General features: G+C 39.9%; 22 protein-coding genes. 5 read left to right on the top strand and 17 right to left on the bottom strand.

What is annotated here, in order from left to right:
- The first annotated feature begins 18 nt into the window (after positions 1-18).
- The 3 genes from ACLCDV_RS10340 to ACLCDV_RS10330 all read left to right on the top strand — a co-directional run bounded on the left by ACLCDV_RS10340 (position 19) and on the right by ACLCDV_RS10330 (position 3,995).
- Positions 19-1,326 carry a serine hydrolase domain-containing protein gene (locus ACLCDV_RS10340; protein WP_411973614.1) on the top strand — a complete coding sequence of 436 codons (1,308 nt, stop codon included), beginning with the start codon at positions 19-21 and terminating at the stop codon, positions 1,324-1,326.
- Between the two features lie 204 nt (positions 1,327-1,530).
- Positions 1,531-2,754 carry a hypothetical protein gene (locus ACLCDV_RS10335; RefSeq protein ID WP_411973613.1) on the top strand — a complete coding sequence of 408 codons (1,224 nt, stop codon included), beginning with the start codon at positions 1,531-1,533 and terminating at the stop codon, positions 2,752-2,754.
- 182 nt (positions 2,755-2,936) lie between these two features.
- Complete coding sequence (locus ACLCDV_RS10330; protein ID WP_317667185.1) at positions 2,937-3,995, top strand: alpha/beta hydrolase; 1,059 nt, start codon at positions 2,937-2,939, stop codon at positions 3,993-3,995.
- A 16-nt stretch (positions 3,996-4,011) separates the two neighbouring features.
- Here ACLCDV_RS10330 and ACLCDV_RS10325 read toward each other — a convergent pair whose 3' ends face one another.
- The 14 genes from ACLCDV_RS10325 to ACLCDV_RS10260 form a co-directional block, all read right to left on the bottom strand.
- On the bottom strand, positions 4,012-4,524 hold the full coding sequence (locus ACLCDV_RS10325) for a 4'-phosphopantetheinyl transferase superfamily protein (RefSeq protein WP_411973612.1): 513 nt from the start codon (positions 4,522-4,524) through the stop codon (positions 4,012-4,014).
- Complete coding sequence (locus ACLCDV_RS10320; protein ID WP_182981180.1) at positions 4,521-4,775, bottom strand: acyl carrier protein; 255 nt, start codon at positions 4,773-4,775, stop codon at positions 4,521-4,523. The genes ACLCDV_RS10325 and ACLCDV_RS10320 overlap by 4 nt, the downstream gene beginning before the upstream one ends.
- A gap of 4 nt (positions 4,776-4,779) precedes the next feature.
- A complete protein-coding gene (locus ACLCDV_RS10315; RefSeq protein WP_411973611.1) occupies positions 4,780-6,051 on the bottom strand; it encodes a beta-ketoacyl-[acyl-carrier-protein] synthase family protein in 1,272 nt (423 codons plus the stop codon).
- On the bottom strand, positions 6,048-6,488 hold the full coding sequence (locus ACLCDV_RS10310) for a 3-hydroxyacyl-ACP dehydratase FabZ family protein (RefSeq protein WP_317667192.1): 441 nt from the start codon (positions 6,486-6,488) through the stop codon (positions 6,048-6,050). The genes ACLCDV_RS10315 and ACLCDV_RS10310 overlap by 4 nt, the downstream gene beginning before the upstream one ends.
- Positions 6,489-6,502: 14 nt before the next feature.
- The gene (locus ACLCDV_RS10305) at positions 6,503-7,555 is read right to left on the bottom strand and encodes a type III polyketide synthase (protein WP_411973610.1); all 1,053 of its coding nucleotides are present in this window, start codon (positions 7,553-7,555) and stop codon (positions 6,503-6,505) included.
- Positions 7,552-8,265 carry a methyltransferase domain-containing protein gene (locus ACLCDV_RS10300; RefSeq protein ID WP_411973609.1) on the bottom strand — a complete coding sequence of 238 codons (714 nt, stop codon included), beginning with the start codon at positions 8,263-8,265 and terminating at the stop codon, positions 7,552-7,554. The genes ACLCDV_RS10305 and ACLCDV_RS10300 overlap by 4 nt, the downstream gene beginning before the upstream one ends.
- Positions 8,256-9,389 carry an NAD(P)/FAD-dependent oxidoreductase gene (locus ACLCDV_RS10295; RefSeq protein WP_411973608.1) on the bottom strand — a complete coding sequence of 378 codons (1,134 nt, stop codon included), beginning with the start codon at positions 9,387-9,389 and terminating at the stop codon, positions 8,256-8,258. Before ACLCDV_RS10295 ends, ACLCDV_RS10300 begins: the two co-directional genes overlap by 10 nt.
- Before the next feature lie 300 nt (positions 9,390-9,689).
- Positions 9,690-11,336, bottom strand: a complete 1,647-nt coding sequence (locus ACLCDV_RS10290) for a carboxylesterase/lipase family protein (RefSeq protein WP_411973607.1) — start codon at positions 11,334-11,336, stop codon at positions 9,690-9,692.
- 228 nt (positions 11,337-11,564) lie between these two features.
- Positions 11,565-12,740, bottom strand: a complete 1,176-nt coding sequence (locus tag ACLCDV_RS10285; protein ID WP_411973606.1) for a c-type cytochrome — start codon at positions 12,738-12,740, stop codon at positions 11,565-11,567.
- A 56-nt stretch (positions 12,741-12,796) separates the two neighbouring features.
- Positions 12,797-13,105, bottom strand: coding sequence for a phosphoribosylpyrophosphate synthetase (locus ACLCDV_RS10280; RefSeq protein ID WP_317667200.1), 309 nt, complete (start codon positions 13,103-13,105; stop codon positions 12,797-12,799).
- Positions 13,106-13,332: 227 nt separating this feature from the next.
- Complete coding sequence (locus ACLCDV_RS10275; RefSeq protein ID WP_411973605.1) at positions 13,333-14,157, bottom strand: helix-turn-helix domain-containing protein; 825 nt, start codon at positions 14,155-14,157, stop codon at positions 13,333-13,335.
- Positions 14,158-14,347: 190 nt separating this feature from the next.
- Entirely contained in the window at positions 14,348-15,199 is an 852-nt protein-coding gene (locus ACLCDV_RS10270; protein ID WP_317667202.1) for a helix-turn-helix transcriptional regulator, read from the bottom strand.
- A gap of 223 nt (positions 15,200-15,422) precedes the next feature.
- Positions 15,423-17,063, bottom strand: a complete 1,641-nt coding sequence (locus ACLCDV_RS10265; protein ID WP_411973604.1) for an FISUMP domain-containing protein — start codon at positions 17,061-17,063, stop codon at positions 15,423-15,425.
- A 42-nt stretch (positions 17,064-17,105) separates the two neighbouring features.
- Positions 17,106-17,285, bottom strand: a complete 180-nt coding sequence (locus ACLCDV_RS10260) for a hypothetical protein (protein ID WP_317667206.1) — start codon at positions 17,283-17,285, stop codon at positions 17,106-17,108.
- Positions 17,286-17,996: 711 nt separating this feature from the next.
- Between ACLCDV_RS10260 and ACLCDV_RS10255 the strand changes: the two genes are divergently transcribed.
- On the top strand, positions 17,997-18,884 hold the full coding sequence (locus tag ACLCDV_RS10255) for a helix-turn-helix domain-containing protein (protein ID WP_411973603.1): 888 nt from the start codon (positions 17,997-17,999) through the stop codon (positions 18,882-18,884).
- A 101-nt stretch (positions 18,885-18,985) separates the two neighbouring features.
- Here the strand turns inward: ACLCDV_RS10255 and ACLCDV_RS10250 are convergent, their stop codons facing one another.
- The 3 genes from ACLCDV_RS10250 to ACLCDV_RS10240 all read right to left on the bottom strand — a co-directional run bounded on the left by ACLCDV_RS10250 (position 18,986) and on the right by ACLCDV_RS10240 (position 22,006).
- Positions 18,986-20,686 carry a hypothetical protein gene (locus tag ACLCDV_RS10250; protein ID WP_411973602.1) on the bottom strand — a complete coding sequence of 567 codons (1,701 nt, stop codon included), beginning with the start codon at positions 20,684-20,686 and terminating at the stop codon, positions 18,986-18,988.
- Positions 20,687-20,691: 5 nt separating this feature from the next.
- The gene (locus tag ACLCDV_RS10245) at positions 20,692-20,892 is read right to left on the bottom strand and encodes a hypothetical protein (RefSeq protein WP_317667210.1); all 201 of its coding nucleotides are present in this window, start codon (positions 20,890-20,892) and stop codon (positions 20,692-20,694) included.
- 481 nt (positions 20,893-21,373) lie between these two features.
- The gene (locus ACLCDV_RS10240) at positions 21,374-22,006 is read right to left on the bottom strand and encodes a hypothetical protein (RefSeq protein ID WP_411973601.1); all 633 of its coding nucleotides are present in this window, start codon (positions 22,004-22,006) and stop codon (positions 21,374-21,376) included.
- Positions 22,007-22,218: 212 nt separating this feature from the next.
- On the opposite strand from ACLCDV_RS10240, the gene ACLCDV_RS10235 reads away from it, so the two are divergent.
- A complete protein-coding gene (locus ACLCDV_RS10235) occupies positions 22,219-22,539 on the top strand; it encodes a metalloregulator ArsR/SmtB family transcription factor (protein ID WP_317667212.1) in 321 nt (106 codons plus the stop codon).
- The last annotated feature ends 1 nt before the right edge of the window (position 22,540 follow it).

Here is a 22,540-nt window from a genome sequence, read left to right as displayed (position 1 = left end):
TTATTTATACAATACGTTATGAAGCTTTTAATCCTACTTATGCTTTGCCCAGTTTTTCTTGTAGCCCAAGAAAAAACATCAGCTAAGCTTGCAGCCTATATGCAGGCACAAGCTGATGTAAATAATTTCAGTGGAACAGTTCTTGTCATGAAAAATGGCGCTATTTTATTAAAAAAAGCCTATGGTTTGGCAGATTATGAATGGAATATAAAAAACACGTTAGATACTAAATTCCAGTTGGCATCGGTCACAAAACAATTTACCGCAGCCGCGATTTTACAGCTCGTCGACAATGGGCGGTTATCCCTAAATGATAAACTCAGTAAATTTTTCCCCGATTATCCAAAAGCCGATAGTATCAGCATCCACATGTTGCTGTCACACAGCTCCGGACTTGCTATGGGTTTCAAAGAAATCGCATTAAGCAGCATAAGTCGCGATTCTGCTTATGCCGCCATCAAGAAAATTCCTTTCGAATTCTCACCGGGAGCAAAGAGCGCCTATAGTAATATCGGTTATTATTTGTTAGCAAAGATTATTGAAAAAGTCTCCGGTGAGCATTACGCTACTTTTTTAAAGAAAAATATATTTGATAAAGCTGGGATGAAGAACACCGGAGTTAGTAACAATGAATCCATCGTAACGAAACAAGCAAAAGTATATTATCATAATGACCAAGGTTTTATCCATAACCCCTATATCAACTGGGAGATTAACCTAGGTCACGACGGTATTTATTCAACCGTTGAAGATCTAGCCATTTGGGACCAAGCTCTTTATGGAACATCGATCCTATCAGCGGCGATGAAGAAAAAAATGTTTACACCATATAACTCCGAAAATTGGGGCTATGGATTTATCATCAATCCATTTTATAATCACGGACATTATTTGATTGCACATGACGGCGGATTCTTTGGGACTATGACTTCTTTTAATCGATTTACTGAAGACAAACTCTTTGTCACTGTCCTTTCTAATAACGGCTCAGCCTCCCATATCATAGGTTATGGACTTTCTGCAATTGCCTTTGGTAAAGAAGTAGAAATGCCCTACAAACATCATCGCGCCAAAATAGATACGACCATATACAATAACTATGTGGGTGATTATGGAAAAATACGGATATTAAAAATTGGTGGCAAACTCTATTATAATGATGCGGATATTGAACTCATTCCGGAGTCTAAAACAAAATTTTTCAGAGCAGACGACAACGACAGAACGATCGAGTTTGTTGAAGACAAAACAGATGGCTACAATTCCATTATTTTAACAAAAGGTGGAGTTAAGGAAGTTTTCCCACGATCCAATAGAAATGAATGAAACGCTATGCATGCTGCTGGAATAACGATTTTAATCTATTATTTGAAACCTTAAAGAAAAAAGTTAAATTACACCTATATCGGTCCAGCGTTAGATCGGATATAGCGTATACTAAATTATAAGATATTGCAACAGATAGATCAGGAACCGAAGAAAGCCAAAAAGAAACTGTTATCGAAGTCTTTTATATTATGCCTAATCTTTATGACGGCATATCTCATCAGTTTTTTCGTTTTTGATCTAAGCAGCAGTGAAAAGTTGAGTTATATTATTTTTTCACCTTTTGTTTGCGTACTGAGCTGGATATTTTTTCATTTCTTTTTGCTGGTAAAGGATACACGTAATTTGAAGTACTACTTACTGGGATGTGCCCTGATCGCATGCACTATTATTTATACAAATGGTATTTTTGATATCGATATTAGGCTTCAAAACTTTTTCCACTCCTCAAAACTGCCAAATGAATACAGCAAATATGATGACATTAACAAGCTAAAAAACCAGTTTGGGAAACATGAAATCATACTCTTCAAGGCAAGTGACCACCCTATAGATCAGTTTTTGACTAAAAACAATGAATTAATCATTCATTGTTTAACCGGTGTAACCGACACTGACAGTCCATCAACAGTTATTCATACATTCTATAAACTGGATAAAGATGGCAATCAGATTGATGAATACTCCTTTAAGCAGGACAAGGATGACGATTCAGAAGTTTTATTTGAAGGGTATTTGATCAACGTTTCCAAACATTACTTTCGCAGCTGGCCATTGAACGGAGATACTACAAAAAAAACAATTGAAGTATTCAACGCAAACCTCAACTGGCCCGCATATCAACAAGGCCAAAAACTAAATGATATTGAAAGTAAAGCCATTTATCTGCTGTCAGAGAAAATCTATCATTCCGATCAAAGCAATTCGAAAAGCTATACGAAGCGAACTTATTTTATAGACGATAACTGGTATGTATTCTACGAAAACATATCAGATGATAATAATTTAGTCCCACAAAGCTCATCTAAGGGCCGTACCGTAAATGATCTTTTCGGTCACTGGGATAAGAATGAATGGGTAACGAATACTACTCCCCCTAACATTAGATCAGTTTATTATCAGAAAATCAAACGTGTTCGCAATAGACATGACGTCAAAACGGGGAAATGTGAAAAAGGAGACCTTTGGCAAGGCTGCCTATTCTCACAGCTTATTGTCGAAAATGACACCTTAAGATTTAAAGACAGCTTATACCTGGACGAAAAATGGCATTGGTCTCAAGTAGACATCAACAATAAAAACATCGGCACACTAACCTTTGAGAATACCGACCAATTTAATGCATATGACTATTATGCAAATCCAGCTTTAAATTTTCAACTTTTCACCAACCAACGCAACAAACTTTATTTAATTACAAAGAAGTGATTTGTAGCTTGGTGCCGCTAAATTTCGGCAAACATGAAGCGTTCAAAATACAAACCTACTTTTCGCTGTCCAAAATAATGACTATATTAGAACAAATCGCTTTTTTGTGAAAATATATCCAATTTAACAGCCATTGGATCCTAGTTAAAAATTAAATTCTGGAATAGTAGGAAATAAATCATATGAACAAAAGGTATTTTTTCTATATTATCATCGTTATCAGCTTGTTCACTTCGTGTGGCCTTATCCATAATCTTCCCGATTCGGCTTCCCCCAATACCGGCGTAGATCCTAACCTGTGGTACTCATTTGTGGATCAAAATGGTAATTTCTACCCCGACAATTGGAAGAAAAACTATGGCATTCCTTCCAATAAAGCGGCCCGAGATCCCTATTCGCTTATGAAAATTGCCACCGATAGAGGCGACCGTGAACAATTACTCGCTTTTGAACGCAGTAACATGCTGCGTCTGTCAAAACGTATTGCTCCAAAAAAACGTGTGTTCATTTTAGTCCATGGCTTTAATGCTGATGAAGAATCTGTTGTAAAACAATATAAATATATTTCCGATCATATCGTTACAAACCCTAAAAACGATGAAATCATTCGATTTTATTGGGATGGTCTACGATCTACCTCCCCTTTTCGTTCCGCCAAAAACTGGTTTTCAGCGGCCTCTTTTAGCCAGATGGCCGGTGAATTTGGATTAAGACGTATACTGAACAATATGGCCGATAAGGATGTCTTCATCATATCACATAGTCGTGGAGCATCTGTGGTTATGAGCGCTATTTCAAATCCTGAATACAATAGCTCATTTTCAGCACAAGCAAAAGACGTTCACAATGTTGATATCGAGCGGGCAAAGCCATTGTTAGAAAACAAAAATAGAATTACCTGCATTATGCTGGCTCCAGCGATAGGACTTTCCGAGTTTCAATATACGGATACGGTAAGTAATACAAAAAAATTTGTAAATCTCAGCTCACAAGTCAAGAAAATACACATCACTATCAACGGAACGGACAAGATGTTGAAGAAGTTTTTTGGATTCTTATCGAACAAACTTAATCCAACTGATCTTGGATACAAAGAGGAAAGTTATAACGCCCTTAAGAAAAATTACAGCATCTTTTCTATGACTGATTTCACAGGAATGTCAAGCCATGATTTTAGTCGTTATATCCGAGACCCTAAATTCAAACAGATGCTTCGGGAAGAATCAATCCAAGTGCAATAAGATGTTTACTCGCTAATTAAGTCAACAAGCTATGAATCGAAACTATTCTCTCAAAACGGCCATGGTTACTTACAGAAACGGGTAAGTGTGTGCCGCTATCTTTCACAATGATGCTTGGTATCCCCTGAGCATCTTTAACAATTTCACCTTTTTCGATTTCTACAATATTGCCTAAATGAACTAATTCGCCAACTGCGATGGTATGTATAAAATCAGGGCAAACAATAGTCTTAGTGTAATACCTCTTCCCTTCGCAGATGACTTCTCCCCTTGCGCTGCAAGAAGACCGTTCAATAACTGAACATAGCAATCTTTTAGGCATATATTTCCGAATTCCTGTCTGTCTATTCCATATTTTATAGGCAGCCTCTTTCATGCTCCATAAGAGCCAAACAACAATTTCGGGATCAGGACTGTTCACAATCAACAGTTGTTCATGCTCATTAAATAGCTTAGAAACAAAGCCTCTACGTCTCCAATTACTATCTTTTCTGGACTGAACCAGGTCGATAACGTCATTACCAATCATTTTTCTTGTAACTTGCTTTCGATTATTTCGACTGCAGCTCCGACATTAAGCATACGCTCCATATCGGAATTTTCAATAACGATCCCAAATTGATCTTCGATATCCAGGACAATATCAACCAAATTTGCTGAATTGATTTGTAGATCACGCATAAAATCAGTCTTTTCTGTAAGCTGTCCAAATGCTTCTTCGTTTGTTGTGTAAGGTGCTATAATTGGCTTTAAAGCACCGATCAATTCTTCTCTGTTCATAGGTTTAGTTATCAAATTTTTTAAATATTAAACAGGCATTTACATCCCCAAATCCGAAACTCGCTTTGGCTATAATATAAGGTTTGACATCAACTTGATGTAATGGTATTCTTGATGGATCTATCATTGCTGTAATCTCAGGATGTAAATCAGTACAATTACTGTTTCCAAATACAAATCCATGATATAACTGCAAAACTGTGGCCACGCATTCTATGCTACCTGCCGCACTGAGACAATGCCCAGTCATTCCTTTTAGCGAGTTTATCAATGGAAAATCTTTCCCTTTACGCCCAAGGGCCTCAGTCCAGTTTTCTATTTCAAAAGCATCTTTGGCCGTTGCCGTTAAATGACCGTTTATGGCATCGACATCCCATCCGGAGACGCCCGAATTTTTTAGGGCTTCCGCAATACATCGGCGTACAGCATCAGCATTTGGAGCTGTCATACTGCCCGTTCCACGTTGCCCTCCAGAATTTACTTGACCGCCCAATAACTCGCCATATATCATGGCCTTGCGTTCTAAGGCACTTTCCAAATCTTCCAGTAGTAGGGCTCCAGCTCCGCTACCCGGTACGAATCCTGCGGCTGTTGCACTCATTGGGCGAGAACCTTCCGCAGGGCGGTCATTATATTGCGAGCTACAGACACGAAGTGCATCAAAACCGCCCCAAATATAAGGCCCACTATCTCCAGTACTACCTGCTAGCATGCGCTTTGCTCTTCCGGACCTAATCCGGTCATAGGCCATTAGAATTGCTTCGGTCCCGGTAGCACAGGCAGAGGAATTGGTGGTGACCTGATTTCCGAGCCCTAATTTCCCACCTAAATATGCACTGACACCACTGTTCATCGTTTGGGCAACGGCTGTACTGCCTAGCCTACGTGTTTGCAGCTCATCAATTTTATAGATACTCTCCCGAAACTTATCGATACCTGAGGTGCCTGAACCAAAGACTGTTCCACTATCCCAATCGGGGAGCGAATTTAAGGCAATAGGAAAACCTGCATTTGTCCAAGCCTCCATTCCAGCTATGACACCGTATAATATGCCTGTACTGTTAAAACCTCTAAGCTCAAGTTCCGTGAAACATTGTCTTTTGAGATCATCCGATACTTGTGGCATTCCAGCAATCTGACAGGAAAACTGCAATTTTTCCAACTGCACATCATGTCTAACACCGGAGACACCCTCTTTTAGCGCCTGTGTAAAGGCCGGTACGCCCACTCCATTGGGTGCAACGACCCCTAATCCTGTAATAACAACTCTCTTCATAGCTCCTCGGTAATCATACCTGCCAATATTCCTTTACAAACTTCCTGTCCAGCTTCATTTTTCATCGTAACCGCACATTTTAACTTTCCAAACCTAAAATATATTTTTTTTGAAATTACCGTCACTTTTTCCTTTGGAAACACGGGTTTTAAAAATTGTATTTCAGTAGAAGTCAATGCAATAGAAGAGCCCTGTATAAAGTCTTTATTGAGCAGAAAAATTCCCAAACAAGCTAAACCTATTTGGGCCATTGTTTCGATCAGAATAACTCCTGGAGTGATCGCTTTTTCATTAAAATGACCCCTATAAAAATCCAGATTTTCATCAAAGGTATAGGTACCTACAACACCTTCCGCATCGACGTGAATCAATGCGTCAACAAATAAAAACGGGGCACTGTAAGGCAATTTGGCTAATATAGAATTCAGATCCATCATTCAAATTTAGTAGGTTACCATTGTAATAAAACGCGCTGTGCCGAAAATCCAGGACCAAAACTCAGCATTAGCCCCAATTCACCGACCTGAGGACTACGTTTCATAATACGTTCGAGGACATATAACACCGTAGCGCTCGACATATTACCATACTGTGCCAGCACAGCCTTAGTATCCGCAATATCCTTATCAAATTCAGCAAAAATATCTTCGATTGTAGCGACTATCTTTTTTCCACCTGGATGAAAAATCATGTAATCAATATCTTTAATTTCAAGCTGGTTCTTCTTCAAAAATGGATGTATAACGGCATCAAAATGAGACGCGATCACATTCGGCACTTCAACATCCAGTATCATCTGCATACCGCTGTTTGTCAGCTTAAATCCCATAATATCTTCCGCATCATAAAAATGGTACATCTCCTGATCAAGAATCACCGGACCATTGTCTGACTCGTCGGAGGAAAGTAGACAGCAAGCTGCACCATCTCCAAATATTGCGGCACTGACCATGTTTGACATGGAGAAATCTTCCAGCTGAAAAGTTGCTGTTGGCGCTTCGACGGCAATTACCGCAGCACGTTTGCCTGGGTTGGCCTGAAGAAAATTTTTAGCATAAATAATACCTGAAACACCAGCAACACAACCCATTTCGGTAACTGGTAACCGCACAATGTCCTGTCGGAGTTTCATCGTATTGATGAGATACGCGTCTAGCGAAGGGATCATAATTCCAGTACAACTCACTGTAATGATATAATCCAGGGACTGCGGATCCCATCCCGTTTGCCCAAGGGCCTTACGAAGCGCTTGCTCCCCTAGGACCGTTGCCTCCCGACAGTACACATTATTTTTTTCTTCAAAAGACGTCGCTGTGAAGACCTCTTTCGGATCCATAATAGCATATCGTCTTTCCACAGCAGAGCCTTCGAAAAGTTTCTTGATCTTTTTAATAAAACGAGGCTCTTGGTGATGGAGCCAGATATCCAATAGCGGAAGGATCTCTGCCGTAGCACAAGAATATTTAGGGAGTTGCTTCGCAACACTTACTATCTTTACGTTCATATCTTGGAAATTATCCACTGGTAACGAAAGGCCCATTTCCATTGGATGCTATAATTTTCTAATTTCAGTTTATTGGAGAATTGGGTAAGTTCCTCCTTTTTAAACCCACGCAGTATTGAAACAAGCCCATCCACTTTTGTCATTCTATTTAACCTAAAAAGAACAGCAATGGTTTGAAAAAGCCGGTAAGCCAGTTTACTCCTTTGTAAATCGTTGATGACCACCCCCAGTTTTGATACGTTGACCAGACTACCTAACAAACGAAGGATCTCTTCATTGTCGAAATGGTGTATAGTAAGTGTACACAGAATAATATCATACTTGACATCTTCAAAATTCTCTTCAAAGATATCCGCACACAAATAGGATATATTACTATAATCTTTCGACAAATCCCCCGCATAATTTATTGTATAGGGGTTGGCATCTATACCGAGCATTGAAAGCTTAATATGATGTCTATTGCCATAATCACTCAACATGCGAAGCATGTCCCCATTCCCACAACCGATATCCACAATCGTTATTGTTTCATTCTTGCAGCTGGTTGAAAGTAATTTTTTCACACCATTCAGCGTAATGTTATTTCCGCCTAAAAAACGATTAATCTTTGCGATCTTGTCCAACGTGGTACGAAGTTCTTCTCCTTCGAGCAGAAAATCGTCCATGATCTCATGCTCCGATGTTCTCTGTTTTGTGTTTATTCCCATTTTATTGACCTTGCATTTCCATGAGTTTGTTTAATAATCCAGCTGAGCATTTTCGGAAAAAATGAGGCAGTCTTCATTAAAACTGCGGTTCCCATTTTATAGCTTAACAGGCTCGACAGAAGTCGTCCGAATAAGAGGCGTTTTTTAAACGTTCGATTCCATTGCTTGACATAAGCCTTTTCCAATTGCTTTCGTGAATGAATATGGCCCCGGTAATATTCCAGGACAAGCTCAGAAGCTATTTTTGCGCTGTGTATCGCCATCGCCATCCCATTTCCGCAGAATGGATGAATAAGACCGGCTGTGTCACCAATCATAAGAATATGGTTTTCTACCGCTGATTTCTTATCAAACGACAATTGACTGATCGTAAACGGCTTGTCAAAAAGTAGCCTACTGTGCTCAAAAAAATACTTAAGATGCTTATTTTTAGACAAAACATACTGCTGATAATCATCGATGTTTTTGTACCTCTTGAACGTTTTTACATCGGCCAGATAGCATAAATTTATCCGGTCATCTTCGACCTTGGAAATCCCACAATAGCCTCCTTCAAAATGATGCAAGGCAATTAGGTCATTCGGAAAATCGCCCGAATAGTGTGCCTTAACAGCCATCCAGGGAGAGGTTTTCGTTATAAAATCACGAGATAAGAGCTGATCCATATTACTGCGTTTTCCATACGCGCCCAGTACAATTTTTGATCTTAATACCTGATCTTGAAACGAAACAGCAAATGTATCTCTGCTAAAGGAAATACCAGTTACAGTCGCAATCACAATTGTACAACCTTTACCTTTTGCTTGCTGATACAACAGATTATCCAACGCATAACGACTGACACCAATCCCACCCAAGGGCAGCCTGACCCTATTCACCTGTCCATCTTCTGTCGTGAACTCAAGCTCCTGAATATGTGTTGGACCTAGCGATTCAACATCCACTTGTAGCCAATGGAGGTAGGCCAAAATTTCGTTCGAAACATATTCGCCGCAAACCTTATGACGAGGAAAATCATGTTTTTCGATTAACGTCACATTTAATCCTTGTTTAGACAGATGCAATGCACTTGTAAGTCCAGCCAAACCACCACCTATAATAATCACATCAGGATTTATTGCCATATATCCAAGTTTGCTCTATATGAGTATCATCTACAAAAGATCAACGCTATACATACATTGTGCTTCAGCCTCCTAAATTGGTTGCCCCCACTATTCAATAAACGATTCTTAATAAACCTGTCCTCGGTCTAACATCTCCCTGCATAGGGCAATATCGTCCATACGCTTTTATCAAAAGTCTATCTGATAACAGCCTTTTGCAATAAATAGTTTTTATTTGGGTGTAAAATAAAAAAGCACTTTAATTTACCTGATAGACAAACGGCTTAACCACTGTGGTAAGTTGAATAAAGAAGGCGTCTATCTGAATTTATCTTCACGGTCGACAAACAATTTATCCAGAAAAAGATATCTGTTCCGAAATTCTTCAGCAGACGCCTTCACCTCAATATTCAAATTCAGAATATTCATGCGTTTATCTTTTGCTGTTGTTTTCGGCCAGGTTGCGAGCCCTTTTCCATTTGGATCGCCCGTCTTGATAAAATTAATAAAGTACTGCTGACCAAGTTTTGATACCTTGTAATCGTCTTTCGTCCATGCAAAGACATCATTGCTCTGCAGATTTCCCAATAAATATTCAATATCACTCGCATGGAAAGCACCCGGTAGGGGCTGTGGGCTTTTTTCCTTGGCTTCCTGCGCAGATTTCTTAGTAATTCCTCCCGCGAGCCCAGTTTGAGCATCGCGGTATGCCGGTTGCATGGGCGGCCGCGGTTTACCGAATATATAAACGTAGACTGGCTGACCGCTATTCTTTCGTTGCAGATCAAGCCATTTCCAGGTACTATAAACGATAAAATTATCGCTACCTAAGGCAGTTGCTGACCGAATGACTTCCGCCTCTGTCTTTCCAGGATAAAGCTTGAGCAATTCGTCAGCCTGAAGGTCATATTGTGCTCTTACTAATTTTTCATAATTCTCCGGAGATGGATACAATTTACCCATGTAGGCGGTATATGGAGCTTCCGTAGACGTCCAGCCTGCAAGTAGGGGGACTTTAGACTGTTCCCCGGCCTTAAAAATAGCCAAAGGAGATTTCGGCAGAAAATAGCCATCGACAATCAAACGGGTCGCAAAGGCCCCCGGCTCGCTGGCTTTATCAAGGAGTTCGGCCGCAGGAATTTCACGTAGCTTATCAAGCCCCTCGGCATTTATGCGCGTTGCAAATGTAGTCCCTTGTTGCTCTTGCTCAGTAATAGAGGCCGTGCCATACCGCAAGTTAAAAACACTTCCGCTCTGACCGATAGCACGTTTAAATAGTCCTTTGGACAACGGACTCGTCATCTGGGCAGAAACCGACATACTCCCTGCCGACTCACCACCGATGGTGACGGCATCTGGATCCCCACCAAATGCAGCAATATTTTTTTTGACCCAAACCAAAGCTGCATGCTGATCCAGCAGTCCATAATTTCCGGAAGCATGTTTCGGAGATTCCTCGGTTAATGCTGGATGCGCAAAAAAGCCAAAGATTCCAAGGCGATAGTTGACTGTAACGACAATAAGACCTTCTTTGGCAAAACTTTCACCATCATAGCGATTTTCCGATCCATCACCAGCATTGAAACCTCCGCCGTAAAAATAAACTAAAACAGGAAGTTTGCCCGAACCAAGGGTCTTTGGACGCCATACATTCAGGTAGAGACAGTCTTCACTGATGCCGGGTGACCGAAATCGCATGTCCCCATAGATCGGTTTCTGCATCGGAGAATAACCAAAATGATCTGCCTTACGAATACCAGACCAATGTTCGGCAGCTTGCGGTTCTTTCCACCTCAGGTCGCCTACTGGCGGTTTTGCAAAGGGAATTCCTCGAAAGGACTCTACCCCGCTTGACAAGGTAATTCCTTCGAGTACCCCCTCTTCAACCTTAACCTGAGGCATTTGTGCGAAAACAAATGATGCAACCAAAAGCTGAACAACAGTAAAAAAAATATTTTTCATCATAACATCCATTTAAAACTCCATGGTTTTATTCTTTCAGTTAAAATACAAAATAAAACTTATACTGTCGTGATAGTCTGATATTTCACTGCAAAAACCTAAAGAAAACTTAACCAATCGGCAAATAGCTGCAACAACAGAATGTTTAGTAGGTAATCCGCTAAATTGAAAAATTCATTTGGATTTACCCTTGAAACGTCTGTTGCAAATGAAAAAATCTGAACAATCTACTTATTCCGGATCGACCTTTCCCTTTGTACTCTGTTTAGTAAATTTCACAACTGGATTATAAATTGGTTTAATTGTCCTGAGATAAGCATATATACTTTTAAGATCCCGATCAGTCATCTTTCGAAAAGCGTACCAAGGCATTAGGGAACTATACATCCCCGGCTCGATTTTCTGGATCATCCCAGCATCGTTATAGCTTTTAAATTTGGCAACAAATGCCTCCTCACTCCAGGGGCCAAGCCCGCTTTCGTCTGGCGTTAGATTAGCAGAATGGGTATAACCACCGGTGGGCATCGGAAACTCAATACCACCACTCAAAAGCTTTTCTTTATCGAAAACATCGCCAAATTTTTTAGGCGAATGGCAATCGTTGCAGCCCGCCATGTTGACAAGATAACGCCCCGAATCAATTTTCGTTTTTAGGTCCTTTAAATAAACCGGCGATGGTTTTCTGGAGATAGCCCGGTTGTATAATGTGGTCAAGTAATCCACTTTAGTAACACTCGCCGGATTTTTAGGCTGAGGTTTAAGTGTTCTGATGTAGGCGATAATGGCCTTGATATCATTCGGATCTGCATGTGAGAAAGCCATAAATGGCATGGCATGATATACAGTACTACCATCTTTACGAATACCGGTCGTCAAGAGGCGGTACACTTCGCCATCCGTCCAATTTCCGAGATTAGTTGGTGTAATATTAGGCGTGAAAGACTCTCCAGGAAAATCAAAGCCCTTACTTTTAGAAAGAAACTCGCCCCCAGCCCCCTTTTGCTCATCTACTAAAGGCCACGAATAAAAATGGACATCACGGGGGCTGTGACAATCCGTACATGTCGCGACATTTTCGACGAGGTATGCTCCACGCTTTAACAAAACTGTATCATTATGGTCGATCAACACATCCGGGACCTTCGGCACAACAGGTAATTCATAACGGACGTAAAGAAATAGGCTGCCAAACATAACCAATAAGACCACAGTCGTTTTAGTTAATATTTTCCTCCAAAGGGTCCAAATCAGGAAATGATTAAAAATCTTATCCAATACCTCCATAAAAAAATGATGTTCTACAGCCTGGTGGTATTGTTTTTCCTGCAGGATAGATAAGGCTCTTTTCAAAACAAGCAACACCGAAAAAACGACAATGATGCTGATTGCTGTAAGTATTTTGATCATGCTATGCTCTTGGTTAAATATACATCGGTACACAAATTCTCATGCAAAAAAAAAGATTAAGACCGATAGGTAAACCTCATTTTTTCGAGCATATCGCTACTCAGATTCTCAGCATATGTCCCATAGGCGTCTACTAGGGTTCCTTTTATGCCTGCTGTGGATGTAATGGCATAGATGATACTACTGTCGTCGGGATCAGAGAAACCTTCAAATCGGTAATACTCATCCACCATAAATTCCTCGGGACCTAGCAGGAGCTGTAACGCAATACAACTCAACCCATTTTCTAATAATTCAAAATCCTGAATGTACCCTCGGCCACGAAGGTCTGCAATAGCATCTACTAATGTTTCAAAGCTCTTCATACTGTTAGTTTTTTACCTTAATGTTTATGAATGATCTACTTCTTTCTGGGTTAACATGGCAATTAGTCCTTAACCAATAAAGAATGACCTTTGTGATAGGCAAAGCTAGTATGGATAGTCCATTCAGTCCAATAACATTGATTAAGTATTTAACTTAATATTTATTAAGTCCGACTGCATATTTCAAGGCACGAATATATTGGGAAATATCTTTCTTTTAAAATAATCTATTGTTTCCGATAAACTCTTGGAGAATCCCCGGTCTGCTTTCTAAAGAATGTTGAAAATGCAGCAGACGTTTCATAACCAAGGTCAAACCCAATAGATTGGATAGATTGGGTCGAAAACCGCAATTGCTGTTTCGCTTCGCGTAGTTTACGTTGTAATATAACGTTTGATGCAGTTGTTTTGAGCTGATTTTGACACAACGTGTTTAAGTAGTTACTTGACAGATTTAAATGATCGGCATACCAAGCGACACGCTGTTGGGATTTAAAATGTATATCGACAAGCTCACAAAATGCTTCAATGATGTCGCGCTGTCCGTTACCTGGATTTTGTGCCAGATAAATGCCGGCCTCCTTTCGTATGATGGAAGACAAAATTTCGATTCTTAGTGCGATAATATCGGCCCAATTTCCGTTAGTCTCATTTTCCAATAAATCAAGTTGGATACGATCCATTTCTCGATTGACCATATCAAAAAGGGAGTCTGAAAGCGCAAATGTGGGGCGTAGATTATTTTGGGTAAAATAAAACTCAGCGACACGTGAAAATGAATCAAACAGCTTTTTTCCAACCACAATTTTTCGGGCGATAGTTTCAGGGCCTGTCTGCCAATGGTGAACCTGTCCCGGAAATAAAAAATGTAATTGTTTGTTTCGAATTGGATAAGCAAATGAATCTACATAATGTGTCCCACTCCCGCGGATAAATAGAACGATTAAGAAATTAGTGCAACTGATTGTTTTATTATAGTTTTCCTGACCAATTATTTCTTTAAAAATAACCTCATCATGTTGAAAAGTACTGGCCGATACCATGCTATTCATGCTGTAATTATACTCCTTATGTGTTAAATAACCGATTTGACGTCTCGCCGGTTTTTAATTAATGAGGAATTCAAAACACAAACAAGAAGCCATGTCAGCTATGTCGAAATTAACACAATGACAGAATAATAGGCTTAATCTATGACAAGAAATTATTCAGTCTGACAAATACCATCCAATTTTAAAACGTTTATACTTCATCAAGAAGAAATTCACGTGGCGATATACCCTTATGGCGCTTAAAGTAATTGGAGAAACTGGCCACATCGTTAAACTGCATTTCTTCGGCAATATCCTTTATTTTTTTTCTCGAAATTTTCATTTCATGAATAACTTCATTAAGTACTGTTTTGGCAATAAACGAAATGGCAGTTATATTTAAATGTTTTTTGCAGAGTACATTTATGTAATTGGCTGTCAATCCCACTTTTTCGGCATAAAAGGCAACGCTTCTATTTTCTCGCCAATGCGTCATGATCAACAGAGAAAGTTTATTAAAAAACAAATCCGGTTTATCAAAGACCGGATGGTCCACTTCGCCTAGCATTTTACGGAGAATCAGCATGGTCACGATTCGGATCCGCGATAAGACAATTTCCTGCAAACCATTACTGTCAGTAACTTCTCTTTTTATGTCGTCAAACTCATATCTCACCTTGTAGAAGGTAGAGACATCCAAATGTATCACTGGATTTCTCTTGTAATATTCAACGGGATAAACGAGAAAACCTTCCAGCATTTTAAACATCTTAGCCGACACAAAAATCAGCTGTATCTTGACCTTCTCCCCTTTGATATCCCAACTATGCAATTGCCCAGGGAAAAGAAAATGAATTTGCCGGTCCACAATGGGATAAGTGAGCTGATCAATTTTGTGAACCCCAGTACCCTGTTCGATCAGTAAAATTGAAAAAAAATCCAATCCCGTAAGCTCTTTCCGAAACAAGGGTTTGTCAACATCGAAACAGATGATCTCTCCATCGACTCTTTTTTTCCGTTGAAAATCACTAAATAATTCTATTTCGTAATTCCTTTTTCTCATTCAATATCCCCGCTTAAGTCATCCGTCAATTGACCTGATTTAAAAATAATTTTTTCTTGATCGATGAAGCAAAATCTTGATAAAACACAGGACCACCAACCCGGTCCAAGCAACCGAAGTTAGTACCGTAAAAAGAAGCTATTCGGATGCATTAATTAACGACGAGCGTTAAAATTTGCATCCCTAATCAGACTTCCTATAGCAGTCCATTAATCCTGAAGTATTATTTTTGGATCGCAATACAGCGTATCGTCATCCCAGTTGCTTTGCTAAGGTTAGCTGGCTGGCTATTGTTGCTCTGATCGATGGAAGCACTATTTTGCAGTGCAGAAAAGCGAGTGAGGTTACTCCCAGATACAGAGGAAGTCCAATAGGCTCCATTTCCGCCACGCCAGTAAAGAATGCCTTGTGCGGCATTACGATATCCCGCCGCCGGAAAAGTTAATTTGACGTTTGGATCGGTCTTACTTGTCATGACCTTTGCCGCACCAACAGTATTCGCCGTCGAATTATTGGCCCACGTTCCAATATTGCTTGCCGAAGAATTATCGATCAGATGTTGGTATTCCTGTGCAGTAGGGACACGATAACCACTTGGACAAGGATCTGTTGCAGTTTTTGTCGGCGACGCCTCCGTTCCACTATTCCAGGCATTATCAGTAGCAACACTGGTATTCCAACCTGAAATTGCGCCATTCCCTGTAGAAGAGGTGGCTACAACAGCCGAACGTCCGTACTGGTAATAGTTTCCAAGTAACGCTGCCGGACTTGGATTTTGGTCAGGATTAAGGCTTGTATCTGCCCCTAAATTATGTCTCATCCAAATTTGGTCGCCGATCTTTGTCGCATACTGCCCGAGGTACACCAGGTTGCCATCCCTAGGTTCGATGGTCAGGTTGAGTCTGTAAGCTACGCCTGGCGTAATGTTCAAATTGGTAATTGGAGGCATATCCGTACGTGTCAATGTACCGATTGTTAATTTCGAAAAGGTTAACGTAGCGGTCGTAGATTGACCGTTCAAGATATTGATTCCGGTAACCGATGCTGTGTTAAAGCCAGTAAATCCGACCGCAAGATTTCCTGCTGTACCTATTCGGGTTATTGTACCATCAGACAGTGCTATAGACGCATTTGGATAATGTGAATCGAAGGCCGCCTCGAGTTCTTTAATAGGTTTACCTGTTGCAGACGCATCTACTGTTGTTGTAATCTCGCTGAACTCGTGGACAAAAACGATATTTAGGTAATTATCAGCAGAAGATGAAATAAGCATGTCTTTTCGAAAATACATGAAGTCGGCAGTCCCTTCCAACGACGAGATCGATGATCCATCCAACGTTTTATTATTGTCGTCCTGGAAGTTTACAGCTGCATTAGCCGACGTACTGTTGATCGAATATGCAACAAATTTATACGTTGCCCCACCTTGAAGCAGCAAAGCCGCGGTATTGGATTCAAGCCCGCGCGTGTAATCTCTTTCGGCCACATAATGTCCGGTAGCATCGTAGACCAATAGTTTATACTGGGTATTAGGCTTCATATCGCTTATAGTACGCGCTTTTTTCCCGGAAACCATCGACTCCGCTTTCGTCACCTGTGTGGTCACCGGACTCCAAGTAACGGTCAAATCGAAGTCTTTATCAATAGGGAGACGACGTCGCTGAGCAGCATTTGCCTGCCGAGAAGTGGTTAAATGATCAGCAGTAGCTCGATTTGCAGAGACATCAGCAAATTGTGCAACAGATGCCGTAATTTTTACTTCCATCGTCCCCAAAGCGACTTGCCCTTTATCTTTTTTACAGGAGGACACCATACCCGCTAACAGGAACAACATCACGCCAATAAATCCAATCGATAAACTCATTTTTACATCTTTCATAATCTTACTTATTCATCTCTTTTTTTATTACCAGCCCAGGTTACGGTTGTCGTCGGCTTTATTTTCCCACTGGTCTTTCACCTCATTCGATTCACTTGTTGGTTGCGTGGGTGTTGATCCTGCTCCGATACCTTCTTCCATCATAATTTTGATAACCTCCATTTGCGGGGCTTCATAAAATGATTTCTTTTTGTTTTCAGTTTTCATAATTAATCGTATTCAAAAGATAATTGGACTTTATTTTTTTATTCCAAATAGCAGCCTTATCGTTGCAAAAAATTGCTTCTTCCATAAGGGTTGCCAAGTCAGATTATCTAAATTTATCGGATATTTCTTTATTGTACCAATCGGCCTCACCTTATCGAAAACTTGACCTAAACCAAAGAAAATACTTTTCAAAAAAAAGAATAAAAAACTAAAAACCAAGTGTTTAAATAAAAAAGAACGCTTGAAATCAATTGGTAAAATAGATCATTTTCGCTTTTTTTTGTTAGAGTTTTAACAAGAGAAGGAAGAAAACCAACAATTCTTTTTAACACTATCGCTTGTTTTTGTCACGCAGTAACTGCCCTTTCCTCGAAACTACCTGATGTTGCTCCAAAGCAATCCCCGCTGCAATAAATTTTTCAATAAAATGAAATCTTGTCTTCTCAATCGAGGATTAGGAAAACTACTTCCATGATTAGGAAAACTTTTTCTCCTACCCCTTTCCTTAATTTTGAATGTTCGATCTTTTTCAGTGTTAAAACAGGCTCTAATAACCTCCTGCCTTTATCTGCAAGAACGAGACTTGGCTATAGACACACATAAAAAAGGATAAAACGAACGAGCAGTGTTCGAAGTTTTCTATCCTTTTGATGAGGCGATTTACGAATGCACAAGATAATATAAATTATAGATAGAGATAATAACATACTAATGCAATTACGGACAAGTATTTTAAATGGGCCCGATCAGAATGTCGACGTGAAAGACCATATCGTCTACTTACCCTTATTTGGTGCAAGTGCAGCAGAGGAATTTCAATCTTCCGATGCCTATGTTTTCTTTTTCTTTGAAAAGGGTGACGGCCTGCATAGCATCGATTATCTGGATTATCCGGTAAAATCTTCGGAAGTTCACATTACATTTCCCAATCAAGTGCAATCGTGGATCTTTCAGACCGACTGCATTGGACACAGGCTCATCGTCAGTAATGCCTTTATTGCACAATTGATGAATGAGGCTGATCAGTTTAATTATGCCACCAACAAATTTCCGGTAATAAAGGTCTCAAATTTTGATTTTAAAGATTTAGTGGCTAACCTGAAAGTTATCGCGCGGGAACTCGCGCGACCACAAATCAATTGGCAGATTGTCAACCTACGTGTTCGTTTGATATTGCTAATTCTTAACGCGAAGATTTCAGCTGAGCTTCATTCGTCTAAAAAAACAAGCAACAGCAACATCATTACTATAGCAGACAATTTCAAAGCACTGCTCAACAAGCACATTAGAGAGACACGTTCAGTACATTTCTATTCGGATGAATTATTTGTTAGTGCCAATTACCTGGGAATATTATGCAAGCGTATTTTTGGCAAAAGTGCGAAAACTATTATTAATGAAAGACTGCTCCTGGAGGCAAAAAGATTATTACTGGGCACCAATTATTCCGTTAAGGAAATCGCATACAAACTTGGGTTTACCGATATGGCTAATTTTTCGTCTTTTATCAAGCATATGACTGGAAATAGCCCAAAAGAAATCCGTCAGCAGCAAGCGGAGAGCAACGGGCCTGCACAGTCACAGCTCGTCTCCGAATAATCAAGAAGGACAAGTCCATTAAGTGACCTGCCCTTCGTTCATTACATGGAAAATATAAAGTTAAACGGTTGCCGATGTTGTTGCATCACCTTACCACCATTTTAATTGTTCACAACGTTACGTACACAGCGTATAACAGTACCCAAGCTGGGTGCAGTCTGTATAATAGACGTATTTCCATAGGTGCCATTATTAACTTGTGCATATAGCACGTAGTTATTGTTATTTGCTGTATTAAACTGGTTACTACGATATTGAATTGTTCCGGTTCCATTGGAACTTCCAGAAGGAATTTCCTGAATATTACCATTCGCATCCCGGTAGCCGTAAAATGATAGTACCAAATTGTTATCTGGATAGGCGGAATTTGCCGGCTGAGAACTAAACCACGCAATACTATAGCGATAGCCATCCGCCACCTGCAACATAGATACAGTACGGTTTGTATTTTGTGACAGCTGCGTCATTTCCTTTGGATTGTTAAGTTCTTGCGGTAATCTCCAAGTTCCCTCCGGATAAACGCGCCTACACTCATCTACAGAGCCATAATCTGTACCACTAGGAACCGTTGTTCCAAAGTTCCAATACTCCGTATTTACATTCGCATAAGCATAGTTATTGTTTGGCCGGAAACGATAGGCATCCGAATTACCGGCACTATAGGATCCGCCATACAATTTATTCACATCATAAATCAGATTTGTTCTAGCCCAAATGAGTCCATTGATGTTAATTCCTGACTCGATCAATCTAATACTCGTGCTCGATAAAGTTCCCTTTGTAAGGTTCAAGGCATTGCTATGTGCAATGGGAACTATCGTATTGGCGGCAAATGTACGGGTCGTATTATCGTCGAGCGTAATCTGAAGTGCATTTAGCTTCACACATAGATTATTTGCAGGAATGGTCGTATTACTGGCTGTAAAGAAACGGCCGATTTTTTCGGCATTTCCCCAGCGGTTATCGACGATCTGCATTTGGTCGCCCCGAAGCGGATCAGCATCACGGAGATTGGCGAAAGTGCCATTAAAAATATTAAAATCACCTGTCTGAACAATATTACTAAAAGAGCCTCCTGTCCCCTGTCCTATGCTCAGAACCGAATTATCCGTCAGCCCGCCAAACAAGCCACGTGTATTTAAACTTAATTCGATAGCCGCCATCTGACGTAAAAACAAGATGTCAAGATAATTTTCACCTTCTTGCCCCGTGATCGCTCCGGACGCAAACATAAAATCCTTGTTGGCAAGATCAGCACCTTGAATGGAACCCGATCCATCGATGTCAGGGGCTGTACTTTGGTCATTGACTGAAATGGCATACCAGTGATACGCGGTATTAACAGCAATCCTTAAATTCGGATCCTGATCAGCAGTGAGTACTTCATTATAAATCGGCGTCGAATTGCCGTCTTTCATAAAAACCAACCTAAATTTAATGCTGTTATTAAGAGGAACATCTGCTGCTCGCAGCGGCGAAGTAGCGGAAGCAGCCTTTAGACCGTTTGTTTGTGCTGCACTGGCATTACTCTGCACAGTTGTTGTAAAATCAAAATCCTTTCCGCCATGGATAAGGAGTGGTGCTGGGGTTGATTTTGAGATAGAAGCCAATTTTTCACCGGTTCTATTTTCGGCTTCATTGATCCTATTGATTTGCCCATCGGCAATAAACCGGGCCGAACGAATAATCAAATTGCCACTTAACGCTTGTTCTTGATTATCCTTATTTGCACAGGATGTGGAAATAAAAAGCAGTGCCCCCAAAAGGACACCGAAGTTAAAATTTTTAAGAACCTTTGCCATAATACTTATAGATCAAAATCTTTGTTATTGGACCAGCCCGCATCGTACGATTGCTCCATGACTGATTGTCCGTTTGCTCCATGTCCTTCTCCCCCAGTATTTACATTACCTGATCCGGCTGCAATAGACTGTTCAAATTCAATTTGAAAGGCTTCTACTTTTGGTGCAACATATTTCAGTTTTTGTCCTTTTTGATGTGTTTTCATTTGTGGCGTTGTTTTTTAAGTATGTTTAAATAAAAAAATCGTTGCAAATTTACAGCACATCTTTCTGGCTAGGATTATGAGAATTCTATCAAGAATTGTTAAAATTCGCTATATTGATCAAATGCTGTTAGGTCAGCCACCGAAATCCCGACATCATGGTCACAGGACTTTTGCATAAGCACAGCAAATTCATTGGAAAAGGATATAGTCGATTTTTTTCCAGGAATAGATAAAAAAGTAAAGGTCGGACTTGCGCCCGACCTTTACATCCATTTTTACCCTGGGATTCCATTGGATACTGAAACTGACGCAATTTTAGTTTACAGCTCAATCTTCCTCCCAAAACTATCAAATTATATATCCTCACAAAGATCGGATTCAAACTTCATAGATTAGTTTATCTCATTATTAAACTATTTTATGGTTTTATCTATTTGAACTTTTTTCCATTCCCAGGATGTTCATGCGATAAGGCCACGCGCTAATAGCTAAACCAAACAACAAGCAAAATAAGCCATTGCACAAAGATACATAACCAAAAGGATTTGCTACTTGGTTCTGTTAAGATTTCGAGTACCTGCATAAACTTCGATCTTAGGATCGCATAAAAGCTATCGTTCTTGTCTAAATCGAGTGCATCAAATTTCACTTTATTCAGGTCAAAAACGACAATTCGTTTCACCCAAGGGTTCTCAATTTTGGTATTTTTCACGTCATTGATCAATTTAAGTTTCGCAAAAGAATAATCAGCGACATTTTGTATTACGTCGGGCTGATTCGATTGAAAAACCAACATCGCTTTATCAAATGCTGGAAGAATGAGATCATCCTGCCTTTCCTCTACAACAAGACTTGCAATCTTTGAAAGCACATATTTGTTGCTAAAAATAAAAAGTAGTACAGGGAGCAGGATCAATCCAATCAACCAAATGAATCTAGCTGCGGCTTGCGCAGGACTGACCGTCGAAAAGAAAGCTTCATGGCTAGCCTTAAACTGTAAACTGCCAACCACCAAATACAGTAAAGTCGAAACAATAGCCAGCAAATAATATTTGACTAAGCTTTTTGTCCCCAATACGCTCAATTTTTTTAAATACGATAACTGCGTTTTCATCCTGTTAAAATTAATTACTCTAATTTAGCATTATTCACCAAACATTGATCCATAGGTTTAATTCCCGATCGCTTTCATTTTAAATCCGCTAGGAAAAAATTTTTATTCGTTGATCCACGTTAGCCCCACCCCACCTACTTCCTTATAAATAATTTATAAAAAATTTGCGTAGCCAAATAACTACACTTATATTCGTAATCAAATAAATCAATATGAACTTAAGACGAGATGTTTTCCAAGCTATAGCAGACCCAACCAGAAGAGCAATTTTACTTCTTCTAGCCTCACAAGCCATGACTGCAGGTGCAATTGCAGCCAATTTCAATACGGCAAGACCGACCGTTTCAAAGCATTTGCAAATATTGACGGAATGTGAATTATTAAAGTCTCAACAAAATGGACGTGAGATATACTACCAACTGAACCCAGCAAAGATGAAAGAAATTGCGGATTTTATCGAACCTTTCCGTCAAATGTGGGACGACAGATTCAACAAATTGGAAGCTATTATGCAAAACTACAAGAACAAATAAT

This window comes from Sphingobacterium sp. Lzh-3 (genome assembly GCF_046764375.1).
Classification (GTDB): Bacteria; Bacteroidota; Bacteroidia; order Sphingobacteriales; family Sphingobacteriaceae; genus Sphingobacterium.
Note: the sequence above shows the minus strand (reverse complement) of the source record. Positions and strands in the feature narration are given on the sequence as shown.